A 15234-nucleotide genomic window follows, 5' to 3' on the forward strand; every position below is an offset into this window, starting at 1 on the left:
AATTGCTTAGCTTATTGCTGCGCGCCTGGCGGGTGCACTGGTCCAGAAGCGCGATCCCGGCATGTCACGGCAGACCGGGAAAATGGTCGACCCATTTAATCGATAAGTCGCCAAACGAATCGACCAATCTGATCGTGAAATCCGGGAAGTTGTCGACGATTTGCCATCTGCCGCAGCGGTCGGGGAATGAGCTGACTTTCTCTACCAGCAAATCGGGGAATGCGGTGGCCACTTTGACTTCGATGTCAGGAAACGATTTGACGATCTTCACTTTGCCGTACAGGGGGATGCCCTTGTAGGTGCAGTTGGCCTTGTCAATCTCGGCTGCCCAAACGGAGGACGCCGCGCCGAGCAGGGCGCAGGCGAAGATGGCGCGGTTGAGCAAGTGCATGGAGATCCTTATGTGCCGGGGGCCTCTGGCCGACTTGGGCGTACCGAATTGGGGACAATGAGAGGGCGGCAATTATGCCTGCCTTTGCGCGGCAGCTCCAAGCCGGCGCGCTGCCAGACTACGGCCGGCGTAGACGTCAGGAATGCGCTGAATCAGATCCGCTTTCAGTGCGGCCGGCTGCGCCCGCCAGGACGGCGCGCCCCTTTTCCGTCAGCACCACCACCGCTTCCCCGCGCACCGAGCTTTCGCCCGGCGACATGTCGATCAGGCCATTCGCCGTGGCGTCTTCCCAAGCCGACAGCCGGGGGCAATTGGTGCGCCAGGCCTCCATCGTCTCGGCATACGTGCGCGGCCGGGCGGCGATCCACAGCAGGAATTGCACCAGGTTACCCATCTGGGACGCGCCGGCCTCGATGTCTATTTCGGGTTTTTCAGTCATGGGCGCCTCCGTTCCTGGATCAGGGATGCGTCTTGACGATACTCTCGTGCCCGCCCGCGCTCCAGTCCTATCTGGGCGCCATCCCCTTGCGCAATCTGTTGGCGGGTTCCATGAGGGCGTCCTTCATGTCGTCGCGTTCGAGCACACAGGGTTCGTGGTGCAGGTCCCGCATGAAATCGTCGTAGAGCTCGCCGGTGATGCCGGCCGGACGCTTGAAATCGCCGGACAACTGGTACGCGCGCAAAAGAATCGAGCGCAGACGCTTGACCTCCCAGAGCAGGGCGATCACATCGGGATTCCAGGGCTGACGCTCGCGGATGAAGCGCAGGTCGGCGTGGGAGAGCGGGGCTTTGAACGGCATGGCGGAAAATACTGTTTATATATCCAGTATAGTCCGCCAGCGTCGAAGGAGCGAGTGGGTGTTTTCCCAACTGCGCCCAGAACGGGCCACGGGGAGGTAGCGCAGGTCGCGCTGCGTTCACACCACCCGCGTATGCACCCGGCCTTCGCGGAACCACGAATCCAGATTCGCGCGCATCAGATCCGCCATCGCGCGACGCGTTTCGTGGGTGCCGCTGGCGATGTGCGGCAGCATCACCACGTTATCCATGGCGTTCAATTCCGGGGGCGTGGCGGGCTCATGTTCGAACACGTCCAGCCCCGCGCCGGCGATGCGCTTATCCTGCAGCGCCGCCACCAACGCGGCCTCGTCGACCACCGTGCCGCGCGCAATGTTGATCAGCCAGCCGTCGGCGCCCAGCGCATCCAGCACCTGCGCATTCACCATGTGCCGGGTGGCGCTGCCGCCCGGCACGGCCAGCACCAGGTAATCGCATTGCGAGGCCAGGTCCACGATGGTCGGGCAATAGCGAAACGACTCGGGCGCGTCGGGGCGCGGCTTGCGGTTGGTGTAAAGAATTTCCATGTCGAAGGCCTGCGCGCGACGCGCGATCTGAAGGCCGATGTTGCCCAGGCCGACGATGCCGCAGCGCTTGCCGGTCATGCGCGAACCCAGGCCGAATCCTTCGGTGGGCCAGCGGCCCGCGCGCACGAAGCGGTCCGCTTCGGCGATACGGCGCGAGACGGCCAGCATCAGGGCCAACGCGGTGTCGGCCACGCAGGCGTCCAGCACGCCGGGCGTGTTGGTGACGACGACGTTGCGTGCCTTGGCGGCCGCGATGTCGATGGTGTCGTAACCCACGCCAAAGCTGAAGATGCCTTCCAGCGCGGGCATGGCGTCGATCAGTTCCTTCGTTGCACCAAACCGGCCGCTGGTTGCGATGCCGCGGATGGCGGCGCCGTGCTCACGCAGCAGCGCCGCCTTGTCCTGGGCCTCCCAGAGGCGATGGACGCGGTAGCGCGATTCCAGGTCGGCCACCAGTTCGGGCAGCAGGGGACCGACCATCAGCAGATCGGCGGCGGAAGCGGGAAGGGATGCAGTCATGGATACGGCTTATCTAATTAGAGGAAAAGGCCCGCCGAAGCGGGCCGGGACCGGAATCAGTTGGTCTGGATGTTGCGGGACTTGATTATCTGCCCATAGCGTTCGCGCTCGCTGGCGGCCAGATCCTGCAGTTCCTTTGGCGTCGAGCCGTGCGCCACGGCGCCCTGCGATTCCAGCTTGGCCTTGACGGCCGGATCGGCAGCGACGGCGCGGATGGCCTCGGAAAGCTTGTCGATCACGGCCTGCGGCGTGCCGGCAGGCGCCAGCACCGCCGTCCACGAGCCGCTTTGCGCGTTCTTCACGCCAGCTTCGTCGATGGTGGGCACGTCCGGCATGGCGGGCGAGCGCGTCGCGCCCGTGACGGCCAGCGCCCGCAGCTTGCCGGCCGTCACGTACGGCATGGTCTCCAGAACCGACGCGAACAGCATGTCGACGCGGCCGGCCATCAGGTCGGTCATGGCCGGGCCGCCGCCCTTGTAGGGCACGTGCACCAGATCCACGCCCGTGGCTTGTTGGAAGATTTCGCCGGACAGATGGGGCGCGCCGCCCGTGCCCGAGCTGGCAAACGTGTGCTTGCCCGGCTGGGACTTGGTCAGCGTGACCAGTTCCGCGACGTTCTTGGCCGGCAGGCTGGCGGGCACCACCAGCACAAACGGCAGGTCCGAAAACAGCGATACGGGCGCAAACGCCTTCACCGGGTCGGAATGCAGCTTGTAGATCCAGGGGTTGATCGCCAGCATGCCCGAATTCGCGAACAGCAGCGTGTAGCCGTCGGGCTGCGAACGGGCCACCAGGTCGGCGGCGATCTGGCCGCCCGCGCCCGGCCGGTTGTCCACCACCACCGACGACGAGAATTTTTCACCCAGGGCCGCGGCCAGCAACCGCGCCGAGATGTCGGTGCCGCCGCCGGGCGAGAAGGGAACGATGAGATTGATCGGGCGTTCCGGATAGCCGGCGGCGCTGGCGGCGTGGGGCACGGCCGCGGTGGCGGCCAGGGCCAGCGCCGCGGCGAGGAGCCGGACGCGAATCCGGGCGGGGTTCTTTGTCTCCATGGATTTTCTCTTTTATGGCGTTGATGGCGGCGAGGCCGCAAAAAATGGTGCTGCGGGTAAGGCTCCTGATGCTTGGCGGACCGGATTCGCGGCCCTGCAGGCGAGTATAGGGAGGCCTGTCCATGGATATCCGTTCGAGCTATAAATAGCATCAATCAATTCAAGGATTGAATCGATGGAATTCCGCCAGCTCGAATGCTTCATTGCGGTTGCCGAGGAACTGCATTTCGGCCGCGCCGCCGAACGGCTGTGCATGACGCAGCCGCCGCTGTCGCGCCAGATCCAGTTGCTGGAGCAGGATCTGGGCGTCACGCTGTTCGAGCGCAACAGTCGTCAAGTGGTGCTAAGCGCCGCGGGCCGGCGCTTTCTGCGCGATGCTCGCCACCTGCTGGAGTTTTCAGCGCAGGCCGCCGCCACCGCGCGCCGCACATCGGGTGGCGAGGCCGGCCACATTACGCTGGGCTTTACTGCCGTGGCGTCGTACCGCCTGATGCCGTCGCTCATCGTGCAGGCGCGCAAGCTGCTGGCGGGCGTGGAGATCCAGCTTCGAGAAACCGTCACCACCGAACTGGCCCGTCTGCTGCTGGCCCACGAGCTGGACGCCATCCTGGCGCGCAGCGTGCCGCAGCAGGCCGGCATTGAATCGCGCCTGGTCGAACGCGAACCGCTGGTCCTGGCGCTGCCTGCCGATTCGCCGTTGTGCGAACACGCGACCGTGCCCCTGAAATTGCTTCAAGGCCAGCCATTCGTGCTGTATTCGCCGCGGGAAGGAAAGTATTTCTATGACCGCATCGTGGGCGCCTTCGGGCTGGCGGACGTGCAGCCGCAGTACGTGCAGCGCGCCGGGCAGACGCATACGCTGCTGGCGCTGGTGCGCGCGGGACTGGGCGTGGGCATCGTGCCGGATTCGGCGCGGGAACTGCGCTTTGAAGGCGTGGTGTTCCGGCCCATCGACCAGCGCAATCTGTATGCGGACATGTACCTGGCGTGGCACGCGCAACACGACAACCCGGCGCTGGATGCGTTCCTGCAGCGCGTGGCAAAACTGGATACCCCGCAACCCGTCCGCGGCGGCTGACGGGCGGGGGCTTGTCTGGTTGCTATCGGCGCTTCGCGCGGTTCGGCGCAGGCAGCGGCGCGCCGACGTGGCTGGCCAGCCAGTGTTCGATCTTGTCGTCCCGGCGGGCGGCCCAGTCCTTGCCGATTTCCAGGATCAGCAGGTTGCGGGTGTCACCGTAATCCTGCCCCGGCGCCTTCTGGAACATCTCGCGCCAGATTTCGGAGGCGACCAGTTCCGTCGTCACCAGCACGCCGATTCCCTTCGCATCGATCCACAACGGCGCGGCGCGTTCATCCACATGGGTCTTGATGTTTTCCAGGATCTTCTGCGCCAGCGCGGCGTTGTCTTTGGATGCCGCGATCAGGATCAGATACTGCCTGTGGTCGCCGGCCGGCTCGTCGGCATCGCCGAACGGATTTTCCATGATGTGTTCCTTTTGGGTGAACGTTGATGGGACCGACTGTAGTTCATTGGTCAAGGGGGCCGGCGTACGGGGCCTGGAAGTCCTGCTGCATCGCCTCCGCGCGGGCGCCTTGATCCTGCAACTGCTGCGCCTGGGTCGAGCACGCGGTCAGCACCAGCCTGCATTCGGATCCCGTCTTGTCGCGGCACAGGCCCAGAACGTAATCCCCGGTCCGCTGCCCGTCCCACGCATGCTCGCCAATGGCGACGACGTGCTGCGCGCCGTTCGCAGCCACCGCCACGCATTGGTTCTTGAAGCTGGCATACACCGCGCAGGTGGCGTGGGGCTCGTCTTCGCGGCAAGCGGCGAGCGCGCCGCTGCGCGCCGCTGCGGCGGAGCCGTACAGGATCGACGCGTAGTAGCGATACGTTGACGAGACGATCAGGGCGCCATGCAGATCGGGCGGGGCCGGCTGTGCGCTGGCCGCGGTGGCGCACGCAGCAGACATGAGCAAGCCCGAAACAAGCCGTCGCGGCATAGGAATCCCCTGGGGTTCAAGACCACAGTAGCGGAGCGGCGCGCGCCTTGCCAGCATCAACCGGGCTGGCGCGGATATATCAAGTTGAAACATCCATAGACCATCCAAGTGGATGGTTTATGATTCGATCCATGCCGCCTCGCACCTCACAACTCGCCTCCACCCCCAAACCTGCGGACGAGAAGATCACGATCAATCTGGGTTATGTCGACCTTGGCCAGATCGATCTGCTCGTCCAGGAAGGGTTTTATGCAAACCGTACGGACCTGATCCGGACGGCGATCCGCAATCAGCTTGCCACCCATGGCGACGCGGTGCGTCAGGCCGTCAGCCGTAAAACGCTGGTGCTTGGCATCCAGCACTACACCGCCCAGGAGCTGCTGGCGGTTCAAGCCGCGGGCGAAATGCTTCAGATACGGGTGCTGGGCCTGGCGACCATCGCCTCCGATGTCACGCCCGAGCTCGCGCTTGCCACGATCGAATCTCTAACGGTATTGGGGGCGCTGCATGCCAGCCCCGCCGTCAAAGCCGCCTTGCGTCAGCGCATCCGCTGATCGTCCACGCCGCAAAAAGGTCACTCAATGCACCCTGAATTCCAGCACCTCATGAACCGCGCCACCCAGCTCACGCAAGCCGGCGATCTGACGGCTGCCACCGCCGCGATCCAGGCCGCGCTGCGCGGCTTGCCGGCCGCTGCCGCACCGAGAAACGACGATACGGACGTCATCGACGTTGAGGCCTGGGAGGTTCCCTATTCCGGCCGGGCCTCTGGTGCGGCCCGGCCCGCGTTCGACGAAGCCGTCCCGCCCACGCAAACCGCCGCTGTCTCGGGCGATACGTTCACGTCGGGATCATTTCGCAATGCGTCCGGACAGCGCGGCTACAAGCTGTATGTGCCGCCCAACCCGGAGGGCGCGCCGCGTCCCCTGGTTGTCATGCTGCACGGCTGCACCCAGGACGCCGACGATTTCGCGGCGGGCACCGCCATGAACGACGCCGCCCGCGAACAGGGTTTCTACGTGCTGTATCCCGTGCAAGCGCGCGATGCCAATCCCCAGAAGTGCTGGAACTGGTTCAAACACAACCACCAGCAGCAAGGGCGCGGGGAACCCGCCATCCTGGCGGGCATGACGCGCGAGGTCATGGCCACCCACAACATCGATCCGGCGCGCGTGTATGTCGCCGGACTGTCGGCGGGCGGGGCCATGGCCGCGATCCTGGCCGGCGCCTATCCCGACCTGTATGCGGCGGCAGGCGTGCATTCGGGGCTGGCTGCTGGCGTGGCGTCGGATCTTCCGTCGGCGCTGTCGGCCATGAAGGGCGTGGGCCTGAAAACGGCCGCGCCGGCCAATGCCGGCGTGCCGGTCATCGTCTTTCACGGCGACCGCGATGCCACCGTGCACCCCGGCAATGCCGACAACGTGATCGCGGCCAGCGTGGGGCCCGGCGCGCGCGTTGAAACCGTGCGCGTTCCTGGCGCCGCCAATAAGCGGCACAGCACCCGGCATCTGTACCGCGACGCCGCGGGTGACATCGTCGCCGAACGTTGGGATGTTCACGGCGCCGGACATGCCTGGGCGGGCGGATCGGAGCAAGGGTCCTACACGGATCGGTCCGGTCCGGACGCCACGGCCGAGATGCTGCGATTCTTCTTCGTGCGCGCATTGACGCCCTAGTCTTCGCGCGGGCAGGGCAGTGCGGATCACGGCCGATGTAGTATCTGCCGTGATCCCTCGCTTGAAAGCGACAACCCTCACCGCGCCGCCAACGGGCGGCAGGAGCACCGTGCAGATCGTCAGAATTCTCGAAGACATGCGCCAGGGCGACCAGGTACAGACCCGCGCGCATCACACTCCCACCGAGGGCGACCTGCTCGCCGCACTGGACAGGCTGGATGGCGAGGTCTTCAGCTCGACCGCCTTCGTGATCGACGACGACACGGTCATGTCGATCGGCGGCGGCGACGGCGCCTACGTCGTGTTCATCTCTTCGGATGGGGACGCGCGTATACACACGCTGATCGATCCCACCAGATCCGAAGACCATGACCAGGATCTGGTGGCGGGCGGGCAATCAGGCAGCTATCCGCAGTTCCAATGCGTGGACCGCTCGTTGGCGGCGTCGGCGCTATTGCACTTTCATGCGCATGGAACCGCGTCGCCGGACCTGAACTGGGCTAGCGAATAGCCACCGGCTTGCCGTAGAGCACCCGCGCGCACAACAGGCCGGCCACCGCAGCGGGCAGGGCGCCCATGAATAACGGGAACCCCAGGGCCGCAAGGGACCGGTCGCGCGTGCCGAACGTCAGCAGGAAGACGAAGGCATACGCCGCGCCGATCAGACCCATGCGCAGGATTGCCAGCCAGGACGGCGCGGCAGGCTTGAGCGCGCCCGCGGTCATCCCGCAAAGCAGCGCCGGGATGCCGCCGAAAAGATAGGCCCACGGCAGCCCATAGAGACCGAACAAGAGCAGCTCCGGATCCTGCGCACCGATGGATATGACGACGGCCATGACCAGCATGCCGACGGCCGGCCCCATAAATGCAAAGATTGCCGCGCCCGCCAGCATGTCGCGGGACATGGCGCGGCCCGAGTCCGCGGGCCGGCGCTGCAGGCGGCGATAGACGGCCGCGGCCAGCGTGCATGCGAGAAGCAGGGCGCCAATAAGGTAGATCATCAGGTCAGTTCCGGACTGATTGGATAAAACGGCGGGGCGGGCAAGCGCCCTGCCAGCAGGGCGCGGCTGCGAGGCCCGCGGCCAGCAGGCGTGGGCGTTAGGGCGCGTAGCGTGTGCGAGTTGCGCGAGTTGCCTTGATTGCGCGGCGTACGCATCAAGGCATCTTCTTCTTGCCCAGCAAGGCCAGCGTCAGGCTGCGGCCCGTGCGCATGAACGGATATAGCGCCTTGGACAGGCAGGCGTTGCTGAAGATGGTGGCGTTCAGGCGGTTGAACACATCGCTGCCGGTACTGAGTAACGCCAGCCGGTGGATCGCGTCGGCGCCCCAGTAATCGCGGCCGTCCAGGTGCAGGAGCATGCCCTGATTCAGGTCGTAGCCTTGCGCGCGATGGTGCGCGGCCAGCTCGGGATGGTCGCGCATGTTCAGCAGAGCGATGGGCCCGGCGGCCTTGCGTAGCCGCATCATCCGCACGTAGTTTGAGCAGAAGGGGCAATCGCCGTCGTAGAGTAAGTAGTTTTCGTCGGACTGCATCGTGGGGATCCGTCGGGTGTTCCGGGAACATACCTCATAAATCCGGCGGGATGGTTGCGGGGCACCCCTTCGGCTTGCGCTGTAGTTTGCCGCGCGCGGGGGCGCCCATTGGCGCCGGGCAGCTCGCGGCCGGATTCAAACATCTTCGGCCGGCGCTTGGGCAGCGTCCCACGCCAGCGCCATCGCATAGCGCCGCACGTCGTGCGGCCATTGCCCCACATGCCGCGCGTAGGCGTCGCGATCGTTCGCGTAGAGCGCGCGCGTGGCTTCCTCGAAACCAGGCAGGTTGCCCGCGACGCTGGCCATGAAGCGGTACGCCGCCTCCTGGCGATGGCGTCGCGCGTCCTGCGCCTCGTTGTCGCGGCGGGCCTGCTCCACCAGTTTGCGCAGCGCCACCGAAGCGCCGCCTGGTTGGGCGGCCAGCCAATCCCAATGGCGCGGCAAGAGGGTCACCTCGCGCGGCACCACGCCCAGTTTCGGTCGGCCCCGGCCGCGCGGCGCCTCGTCGGGCGGCGTGTCTTGAACCACGGGGTCGGCAGTGTCCGCCCGGGCATAACGGTCAGCGATCTGCGCATCATCTCCGCTTACGTCCAGATCGACCTGCTTGCCTGTCGAATCCTGGAACACCAGCACGGCGTCATTACGGCGCGCGGCCAGCGCCTGCTTGACCGCCAGCGCCACGTCGGCCAGCGAGCCCGCCGCCAACAGCCGATGGCCTTCGAAGGCGGTATGAGAGTCGGAAAGGTTAGGAATCATTTTTTTGTCCGGGTAAATTTATGGATTGGATTATTACCCCGCCAAAATTCCCTGTCAATATAGTCCGGGTAAAAATAAGTCACTCAGGTTGTCGTGTCGTTGCGGTGTCATAAATATCCCTCTCGACCTATGGTTAACACCTAGTCAAATCAGGCTGGCGGCGTATAATCTCGCTTTGCGCCCGGAGTTACCCATGCGTCTCGTACAAAAAGCGCTCACCTTCGACGATGTGTTGTTGGTGCCTGCGTATTCCGAGGTGTTGCCGCGCGACACCTCCCTGGCCACGCGCCTGACTCGCAACATCAGCCTGAATATCCCCCTCGTGTCCGCCGCCATGGACACCGTCACCGAATCGCGCTTGGCCATCGCCATGGCGCAAGAGGGTGGCATCGGGATCATCCACAAGAATCTCTCCGCCGACGCCCAAGCGCGTGAAGTGGCTCGCGTCAAGCGCCACGAATTCGGCATCGTGATCGATCCGGTCACCGTCACCCCCCAGATGAAAGTGCGCGACGCCATTGCGTTGCAGCGCCAGCATGGCATCTCGGGCCTGCCGGTCGTCGAAGGCCGCAAGCTGGTCGGCATCGTCACCAACCGCGATCTGCGCTTCGAAGAAAACCTGGATCAGCCCCTGCGCAACATCATGACGCCGCAGGAACGCCTGGTCACCATGAAGGAAGGCGCCACGCTCGAAGAAGCGCAGGCCCTGATGCACAAGCACCGTCTGGAGCGCGTGCTGATCGTGAACGACGGCTTTGAACTGCGTGGCCTGGCCACCGTCAAGGACATCGTCAAGAACACCGAGCACCCGATGGCCAGCAAGGACGGCCAAGGCCAGCTGCGCGTTGGCGCGGCCGTGGGCGTGGGCGGCAACACCGAGGAACGCGTGGAAAAGCTGGTCGCCGCCGGCGTCGACGTCCTTATCGTCGACACCGCGCACGGCCACTCCAAGGGCGTGCTCGAAGGCGTGCGCTGGGTCAAGCAGAACTACCCCAAGGTTGAAGTCATCGGCGGCAACATCGCCACGGCAGCCGCTGCGCGCGCGCTGGTCGAATACGGCGCCGACGGCGTCAAGGTCGGCATCGGCCCTGGCTCCATCTGCACCACGCGTATCGTGGCCGGCGTTGGCGTGCCGCAAATCCATGCCATCTCGCAAGTTGCCAAGGCGCTGGAAGGCACGGGCGTTCCGCTTATCGCCGACGGCGGCATCCGCTACTCGGGCGACGTCGCCAAGGCGCTGGCCGCCGGCGCATTCTCGTGCATGATGGGCGGCATGTTCGCCGGCACCGAAGAAGCCCCCGGCGAAGTCGTGCTGTTCCAAGGCCGGTCGTACAAGTCGTACCGCGGCATGGGCAGCCTGGGCGCCATGACGGAAGGCTCGGCCGACCGCTACTTCCAGGACCCGGCCAACAACGCCGACAAGCTGGTCCCCGAAGGCATCGAAGGCCGCGTCCCCTACAAGGGCAGCGTGCTCGCCATCATTTACCAACTGGTCGGCGGCATCCGTGCCTCCATGGGCTACTGCGGCGCCGCCACCATCGACGACATGCGCACCAAGGCCGAGTTCGTGGAGATCACCTCCGCGGGCGTTCGCGAGTCCCACGTGCACGACGTGCAGATCACCAAGGAAGCGCCCAACTACCGCGCCGACTGATCCGCACAGTCAACTACAATGTCATGCATCACGCACCGGCAGAACCGCAACGATCAGCGGGTCTGCCGGTGCGGTTTTATTTCCAACGGGTAGAGTCTCCATGCACCAGCGCATTCTTATCCTCGACTACGGTTCGCAAGTCACGCAGCTGATCGCCCGCCGCGTCCGCGAGGCCGGCGTCTATTCCGAAGTCCACCCTGGCGACGTCGACGACGCCTTCGTGCGCGAACAGATGGCGCAGGGTCTGAAGGGCATCATCCTGTCCGGCAGCCACGCTTCGGCCTACGAAGAGGGCTCCATGCGCGTCCCGCACGCCGTGTTTGAGCTGGGCGTGCCCGTGCTGGGCATCTGCTACGGCATGCAGTCCATGGCGCAGCAACTGGGCGGCGTGGTCAGCTTCTCCGATCACCGCGAATTCGGCTACGCCGAGGTCCGCGCCCACGGCCACACCAAGCTGCTGGAAGGTCTGGAAGACTTCAGCACGCCCGAAGGCCACGGCGTGCTCAAGGTCTGGATGAGCCACGGCGACAAGGTCACCGAGCTGCCCCCGGGCTTCAAGCTGATGGCATCCACGCCGTCCTGCCCCATCGCCGGCATGGCCGACGAAGACCGCCGCTTCTACGCCGTCCAGTTCCACCCCGAAGTCACGCACACCGTTCAGGGCAAGGCCATGCTGGCCCGCTTCGTGAACGAGATCTGCGAGTGCTCGGGCGACTGGAACATGCCCGACTACGTGTCGGAGGCCGTCGCCCGCATCCGCGAGCAAGTCGGCACCGACGAAGTCATCCTCGGCCTGTCCGGCGGCGTGGACTCCTCGGTTGCCGCCGCGTTGATCCACAAGGCCATCGGCGACCAGCTCACCTGCGTCTTCGTCGACCACGGCCTCTTGCGCCTGGACGAAGGCAAGCAGGTCATGCAGACCTTCGCCGAAAACATGGGCGTGAAGATCATTCACGTCGACGCCACCGCGCAATTCATGGGCAAGCTGGCCGGCGTCGCCGACCCCGAAGCCAAGCGCAAGATCATCGGCCGCGAATTCGTCGAAGTCTTCCAGGAACAAGCCGGCAAGCAAAAGAGCGCCAAGTGGCTGGCCCAGGGCACGATCTACCCCGACGTCATCGAGTCCGCCGGCGCCAAGACGGGCAAGGCCACCTCCATCAAGTCGCACCACAACGTGGGCGGCCTGCCGGACACGCTGAACCTGCAACTGCTTGAACCCCTGCGCGAACTCTTCAAGGACGAAGTCCGCGAACTGGGCGTGGCACTGGGCCTGCCGCCGCAGATGGTTTACCGCCATCCGTTCCCCGGCCCGGGCCTGGGCGTGCGCATCCTGGGCGAAGTCAAGCATGAATACGCCGAACTGCTGCGCCGTGCTGACGCGATCTTTATTGAAGAGCTGCGTAATACCAAGGACGAGGCCAGCGGCCTGACCTGGTATGAGCTGACCTCGCAGGCGTTTGCTGTGTTCCTGCCGGTGAAGTCGGTGGGCGTGATGGGCGATGGCCGCACGTATGAGTACGTGGTTGCGCTGCGTGCGGTTCAGACGTTCGACTTCATGACCGCTGATTGGGCCCCGCTGCCGCATCCGCTGCTGGCTCGCGTTTCGTCGCGGATCATCAATGAAGTGCGCGGGATCAATCGGGTGGTGTACGACGTGTCGAGCAAGCCGCCGGCGACGATTGAGTGGGAGTAAACCCGCGGCCGGCACAGACCGGCATCAAGCAGTAAGCAATACGCCGAAAGCCCGCATAAACGCGGGCTTTCGGCATTTGCATCGGGCGGCGTTTAGTGGTGTCGCCTTATTTCTTGCTCCGTGACCATCCCCAGCGAAAGCCATAGAAGCACAAGGTGAATATGGGCGCCGATACCGCGGCGGACAGCACGCTTCTGTCGAACGGGAGAAGGCGTACGTAGTACGCAACCAGATACGTCGTCGCGAAGCAGACCAGGAAAACACTGATCGCAGTCCGTCTTATGTTGGGTTTGGAAGACAGCGCACTCTTTCTGGCACTTGAGGAGGCAATGAAGATCAGGACGGTGTTCATGGCAATCATGAGGGCTTCATCGTTAGTCATGCGGCGCGTTCGAATGGCGGTGATGTTGGCCTTGAGGCTACAGTGCCGCGAAAAGGGGTGCCAATAGGAATAATCTGATTCGCCGCGGCGTTGTTGAACGCCAAAGCCATTCATCGCGCGCTCCTTAAATGGTGACCGACCATTGATATACTGCCCGATCTCATTTAGGTAACACCCCACAGGAGATATCGGATGCGCTTAAAGGCCCTTGCACTTGGCTTGATGACTGTTTGCGGTACGTCGATGGCAGCACAGGACAGCACGCAAACCTTGCAACAGGCCTTGAAGCAAGTACCGCAGGCGGTGTTGAGTGCCCCTGAAGCGATACAGATATCCTTCCTTGATGTGCAGGCGTGGCGCGGCCTTGAAAAAGATGGGCCCACCGCAGATGCGATGCGCCGGTTGTCCATCGCGCAGGCGATCACGCCGCTGCAATCCATGGGCTACGGTCTGGATAAATGGTCCGACAGCGCGCATATTCCTCTCAATGATTTGTCCTATTTCGCAGGCTTCGGCCAGTCGCCCAGCAATGTCACCTATTGGGGGCTGAAGGACAAACAATCGGCGGCAAAGTTTGCCGATCGTCTGAAGCAGGCAGACTTCAAGCCTGTGGACGGCGATGTGGCCGGATTGATGGCAAACGGCGAGCCCAATAAACCCGATCTGACCAAAGCCACCGGGCAGCAACCATGGCGGGGCACGATGGGTATGCCGACGTTTGTGTTGCCGCTGGATGCGGCGTTGGTGCAGGCAGCGGCGCCCTCGGGAATGAAGGCGTTGTCTCAGCCCAAGCCTTCCGTTGCGGACAGCGAGATCGTGGCGGCTTCCATTACCGGCCTGAAGGAATCCGTACCTTCGGATGGCGGGCGGATCGTACAGGCGGCTGTCATCTCGCCGGTCTTTGGCTTGCAAGGGGTGGATCCGGCAAAGGTGTTGATGTCATCGCCGGCCGACTTGGAGGGGGCAAGGCAGAAGCTTCAAGCAGCTGCGGCATCCAGCAACGAAGGCATTCCGCCTTACTTTGGCGGCATCATTGCGGACGTGCAGGTCAAGGACGTGCCCGCGGTGGTGCTTTCGCTGTCCTACTCGGATTGCGGAGTTGCGCAGCAGGCGGTCGATGGGGTTGCCGTGGCCTGGAAAAAAGCCATGGCGGCGACGGTGCAGGCCGATGTGAAGGGGCACACCGTTCAGGGGGGCAAGCTGTGCGCGGCCGTGGTCAGCCTGACGGCGCCGAAGGCGGAGAACGCGGGCAACCCGATTCTGAGCCAGATCATGAACCGGTACATGCAGCGCGACCCGTCGGTGCTGCAGATCGGTATGGCGCGCTAAGGCACCAAGCCGGCTGATGCCGGCTTTTTTACATCCGCATCGCTCAATCGGCGGCGCAAGTTCCTTCGACAATGCGGCGCGCGTAAGCGATGAACGCCGCCGTTTCCCCTGCGTGCCGTTCGGCCAGATCGTCCGTGGCACGTCCAAGGTAGATCTCGTGCGCCTTGCTGAGGATGGGCCGATAGGGTGGGTCGATCCTTTCCAGCAACCACGTCGCCGCATCCGCCTTCGACGCAATCTCGCCCGACACCGCCGTGTACCAGATGCGCGCCAGCGCGAGGATGATGTTGCACTCATCACCCGCCCAGTCCTCGGGCTGGCTCCACTGCGCGACGGTATCCAGCAATGCGCGTGTCAGATCCTGGCGCGGTACGGCGTCAAGGATCTGATCGGCAGGCGGACCGACGACTGGGATGCTGTGGCCTAACACCTTGGTCAGGACGATGGCGAGGTCGTGGTCTTGCATGGGCGGCTCCACGATGCCCGCCAGCAAATCCTCGCGCAGCCATTCGCCGAATTGAAGCTCTCGCCGGGCCGGGTGACGCCAAGGTACGGCGTGCTGAAGCGTCATCACGGTGACTTCAAGCGCGCGCAAACTGGGAGACTGGCCCGGCGGTGCGGAGACCGTCAGTAGTTCCAGCGCCAAAGCATGGAGCGTTGCCGTGTCGGGCGGCTCAGTCACGGTGACGAGCAGGTCGATATCGCTGTGAGGTTGCAACCCGCCGTCGACCGCAGAGCCAAACAGATGGATGGCGGCAAGCCGGGTTCCGAGATGGCGTTCGATGAGGGCTTGTCAGTAATTTCGTGTTCAAGGCATAACATGCGTCCAAGGAGCATTTATGCCACGCAACCCGAAGTCCAAGCTGGCGGATCTGCCGGCTATT

General features: G+C 64.4%; 19 protein-coding genes. 7 read left to right on the forward strand and 12 right to left on the reverse strand.

Annotation, left to right across the window (positions count from 1 at the left end):
• Nucleotides 1-64: 64 nt before the first annotated feature.
• From ASD87_RS07060 to ASD87_RS07080, 5 genes are all read right to left on the reverse strand, one after another.
• Nucleotides 65-391 (reverse strand): hypothetical protein, encoded by a 327-nt coding sequence (locus ASD87_RS07060; RefSeq protein WP_056319177.1) that lies wholly within the window; start codon nucleotides 389-391, stop codon nucleotides 65-67.
• A gap of 136 nt (nucleotides 392-527) precedes the next feature.
• Nucleotides 528-830: a hypothetical protein gene (locus ASD87_RS07065; protein ID WP_235512638.1), complete on the reverse strand. Its 303-nt coding sequence runs from the start codon at nucleotides 828-830 to the stop codon at nucleotides 528-530.
• A gap of 67 nt (nucleotides 831-897) precedes the next feature.
• Complete coding sequence (locus ASD87_RS07070; protein ID WP_056319180.1) at nucleotides 898-1191, reverse strand: hypothetical protein; 294 nt, start codon at nucleotides 1189-1191, stop codon at nucleotides 898-900.
• Nucleotides 1192-1308: 117 nt separating this feature from the next.
• Entirely contained in the window at nucleotides 1309-2274 is a 966-nt protein-coding gene (locus ASD87_RS07075) for a 2-hydroxyacid dehydrogenase (RefSeq protein WP_056319182.1), read from the reverse strand.
• A 56-nt stretch (nucleotides 2275-2330) separates the two neighbouring features.
• The gene (locus tag ASD87_RS07080) at nucleotides 2331-3326 is read right to left on the reverse strand and encodes a tripartite tricarboxylate transporter substrate binding protein (protein WP_056319185.1); all 996 of its coding nucleotides are present in this window, start codon (nucleotides 3324-3326) and stop codon (nucleotides 2331-2333) included.
• A 175-nt stretch (nucleotides 3327-3501) separates the two neighbouring features.
• On the opposite strand from ASD87_RS07080, the gene ASD87_RS07085 reads away from it, so the two are divergent.
• Nucleotides 3502-4404: a LysR family transcriptional regulator gene (locus ASD87_RS07085; protein ID WP_056319188.1), complete on the forward strand. Its 903-nt coding sequence runs from the start codon at nucleotides 3502-3504 to the stop codon at nucleotides 4402-4404.
• A 22-nt stretch (nucleotides 4405-4426) separates the two neighbouring features.
• On the opposite strand, the gene ASD87_RS07090 is transcribed toward ASD87_RS07085, so the two are convergent.
• Nucleotides 4427-4810 (reverse strand): hypothetical protein, encoded by a 384-nt coding sequence (locus ASD87_RS07090; RefSeq protein ID WP_056319192.1) that lies wholly within the window; start codon nucleotides 4808-4810, stop codon nucleotides 4427-4429.
• 43 nt (nucleotides 4811-4853) lie between these two features.
• On the reverse strand, nucleotides 4854-5297 hold the full coding sequence (locus ASD87_RS07095; protein ID WP_162256758.1) for a DUF4189 domain-containing protein: 444 nt from the start codon (nucleotides 5295-5297) through the stop codon (nucleotides 4854-4856).
• Nucleotides 5298-5458: 161 nt separating this feature from the next.
• On the opposite strand from ASD87_RS07095, the gene ASD87_RS07100 reads away from it, so the two are divergent.
• The 3 genes from ASD87_RS07100 to ASD87_RS07110 all read left to right on the forward strand — a co-directional run bounded on the left by ASD87_RS07100 (nucleotide 5459) and on the right by ASD87_RS07110 (nucleotide 7514).
• Entirely contained in the window at nucleotides 5459-5881 is a 423-nt protein-coding gene (locus ASD87_RS07100; protein WP_056319198.1) for a hypothetical protein, read from the forward strand.
• Between the two features lie 27 nt (nucleotides 5882-5908).
• A complete protein-coding gene (locus ASD87_RS07105) occupies nucleotides 5909-7003 on the forward strand; it encodes a PHB depolymerase family esterase (protein ID WP_056319200.1) in 1095 nt (364 codons plus the stop codon).
• Between the two features lie 109 nt (nucleotides 7004-7112).
• Nucleotides 7113-7514, forward strand: coding sequence for an Imm1 family immunity protein (locus ASD87_RS07110; protein ID WP_056319201.1), 402 nt, complete (start codon nucleotides 7113-7115; stop codon nucleotides 7512-7514).
• Here the strand turns inward: ASD87_RS07110 and ASD87_RS07115 are convergent.
• The 3 genes from ASD87_RS07115 to ASD87_RS07125 form a co-directional block, all read right to left on the reverse strand.
• Entirely contained in the window at nucleotides 7504-8004 is a 501-nt protein-coding gene (locus ASD87_RS07115) for a hypothetical protein (protein WP_056319204.1), read from the reverse strand. The two genes, ASD87_RS07110 and ASD87_RS07115, sit on opposite strands and share 11 nt — an antisense overlap.
• 154 nt (nucleotides 8005-8158) lie before the next feature.
• On the reverse strand, nucleotides 8159-8536 hold the full coding sequence (locus tag ASD87_RS07120) for a DCC1-like thiol-disulfide oxidoreductase family protein (protein WP_056319205.1): 378 nt from the start codon (nucleotides 8534-8536) through the stop codon (nucleotides 8159-8161).
• Between the two features lie 135 nt (nucleotides 8537-8671).
• A complete protein-coding gene (locus tag ASD87_RS07125; protein WP_056319208.1) occupies nucleotides 8672-9292 on the reverse strand; it encodes a DUF2239 family protein in 621 nt (206 codons plus the stop codon).
• 193 nt (nucleotides 9293-9485) lie between these two features.
• On the opposite strand from ASD87_RS07125, the gene guaB reads away from it, so the two are divergent.
• A complete protein-coding gene (guaB, locus tag ASD87_RS07130; RefSeq protein WP_056319209.1) occupies nucleotides 9486-10946 on the forward strand; it encodes an IMP dehydrogenase in 1461 nt (486 codons plus the stop codon).
• Nucleotides 10947-11046: 100 nt separating this feature from the next.
• A complete protein-coding gene (guaA, locus tag ASD87_RS07135) occupies nucleotides 11047-12639 on the forward strand; it encodes a glutamine-hydrolyzing GMP synthase (RefSeq protein WP_056319212.1) in 1593 nt (530 codons plus the stop codon).
• 106 nt (nucleotides 12640-12745) lie between these two features.
• On the opposite strand, the gene ASD87_RS26860 is transcribed toward guaA, so the two are convergent.
• Nucleotides 12746-13135 carry a hypothetical protein gene (locus ASD87_RS26860; RefSeq protein ID WP_142054892.1) on the reverse strand — a complete coding sequence of 130 codons (390 nt, stop codon included), beginning with the start codon at nucleotides 13133-13135 and terminating at the stop codon, nucleotides 12746-12748.
• Between the two features lie 78 nt (nucleotides 13136-13213).
• Between ASD87_RS26860 and ASD87_RS07140 the strand changes: the two genes are divergently transcribed.
• Nucleotides 13214-14350 (forward strand): hypothetical protein, encoded by a 1137-nt coding sequence (locus ASD87_RS07140; RefSeq protein WP_056319215.1) that lies wholly within the window; start codon nucleotides 13214-13216, stop codon nucleotides 14348-14350.
• A gap of 43 nt (nucleotides 14351-14393) precedes the next feature.
• On the opposite strand, the gene ASD87_RS07145 is transcribed toward ASD87_RS07140, so the two are convergent.
• A complete protein-coding gene (locus ASD87_RS07145) occupies nucleotides 14394-15134 on the reverse strand; it encodes an aminoglycoside adenylyltransferase family protein (protein ID WP_056319218.1) in 741 nt (246 codons plus the stop codon).
• Between the last annotated feature and the right edge of the window lie 100 nt (nucleotides 15135-15234).

The organism is Achromobacter sp. Root170 (genome assembly GCF_001428165.1).
Taxonomy (GTDB): Bacteria; Pseudomonadota; Gammaproteobacteria; order Burkholderiales; family Burkholderiaceae_B; genus Achromobacter; species Achromobacter mucicolens.

Excerpts from the sequence above, each read along its gene's own strand:
- ASD87_RS07125 (WP_056319208.1), bottom strand. The coding sequence starts at position 9,292 with ATGATTCCTAACCTTTCCGACTCTCATACCGCCTTCGAAGGCCATCGG.
- ASD87_RS07090 (WP_056319192.1), bottom strand. The coding sequence starts at position 4,810 with ATGGAAAATCCGTTCGGCGATGCCGACGAGCCGGCCGGCGACCACAGG.
- ASD87_RS07100 (WP_056319198.1), top strand. The coding sequence starts at position 5,459 with ATGCCGCCTCGCACCTCACAACTCGCCTCCACCCCCAAACCTGCGGAC.
- guaA (WP_056319212.1), top strand. The coding sequence starts at position 11,047 with ATGCACCAGCGCATTCTTATCCTCGACTACGGTTCGCAAGTCACGCAG.
- ASD87_RS07080 (WP_056319185.1), bottom strand. The coding sequence starts at position 3,326 with ATGGAGACAAAGAACCCCGCCCGGATTCGCGTCCGGCTCCTCGCCGCG.
- ASD87_RS07085 (WP_056319188.1), top strand. The coding sequence starts at position 3,502 with ATGGAATTCCGCCAGCTCGAATGCTTCATTGCGGTTGCCGAGGAACTG.
- ASD87_RS26860 (WP_142054892.1), bottom strand. The coding sequence starts at position 13,135 with ATGAATGGCTTTGGCGTTCAACAACGCCGCGGCGAATCAGATTATTCC.
- ASD87_RS07115 (WP_056319204.1), bottom strand. The coding sequence starts at position 8,004 with ATGATCTACCTTATTGGCGCCCTGCTTCTCGCATGCACGCTGGCCGCG.
- ASD87_RS07140 (WP_056319215.1), top strand. The coding sequence starts at position 13,214 with ATGCGCTTAAAGGCCCTTGCACTTGGCTTGATGACTGTTTGCGGTACG.
- ASD87_RS07105 (WP_056319200.1), top strand. The coding sequence starts at position 5,909 with ATGCACCCTGAATTCCAGCACCTCATGAACCGCGCCACCCAGCTCACG.
- guaB (WP_056319209.1), top strand. The coding sequence starts at position 9,486 with ATGCGTCTCGTACAAAAAGCGCTCACCTTCGACGATGTGTTGTTGGTG.
- ASD87_RS07060 (WP_056319177.1), bottom strand. The coding sequence starts at position 391 with ATGCACTTGCTCAACCGCGCCATCTTCGCCTGCGCCCTGCTCGGCGCG.
- ASD87_RS07120 (WP_056319205.1), bottom strand. The coding sequence starts at position 8,536 with ATGCAGTCCGACGAAAACTACTTACTCTACGACGGCGATTGCCCCTTC.
- ASD87_RS07075 (WP_056319182.1), bottom strand. The coding sequence starts at position 2,274 with ATGACTGCATCCCTTCCCGCTTCCGCCGCCGATCTGCTGATGGTCGGT.
- ASD87_RS07065 (WP_235512638.1), bottom strand. The coding sequence starts at position 830 with ATGACTGAAAAACCCGAAATAGACATCGAGGCCGGCGCGTCCCAGATG.
- ASD87_RS07095 (WP_162256758.1), bottom strand. The coding sequence starts at position 5,297 with ATGTCTGCTGCGTGCGCCACCGCGGCCAGCGCACAGCCGGCCCCGCCC.
- ASD87_RS07070 (WP_056319180.1), bottom strand. The coding sequence starts at position 1,191 with ATGCCGTTCAAAGCCCCGCTCTCCCACGCCGACCTGCGCTTCATCCGC.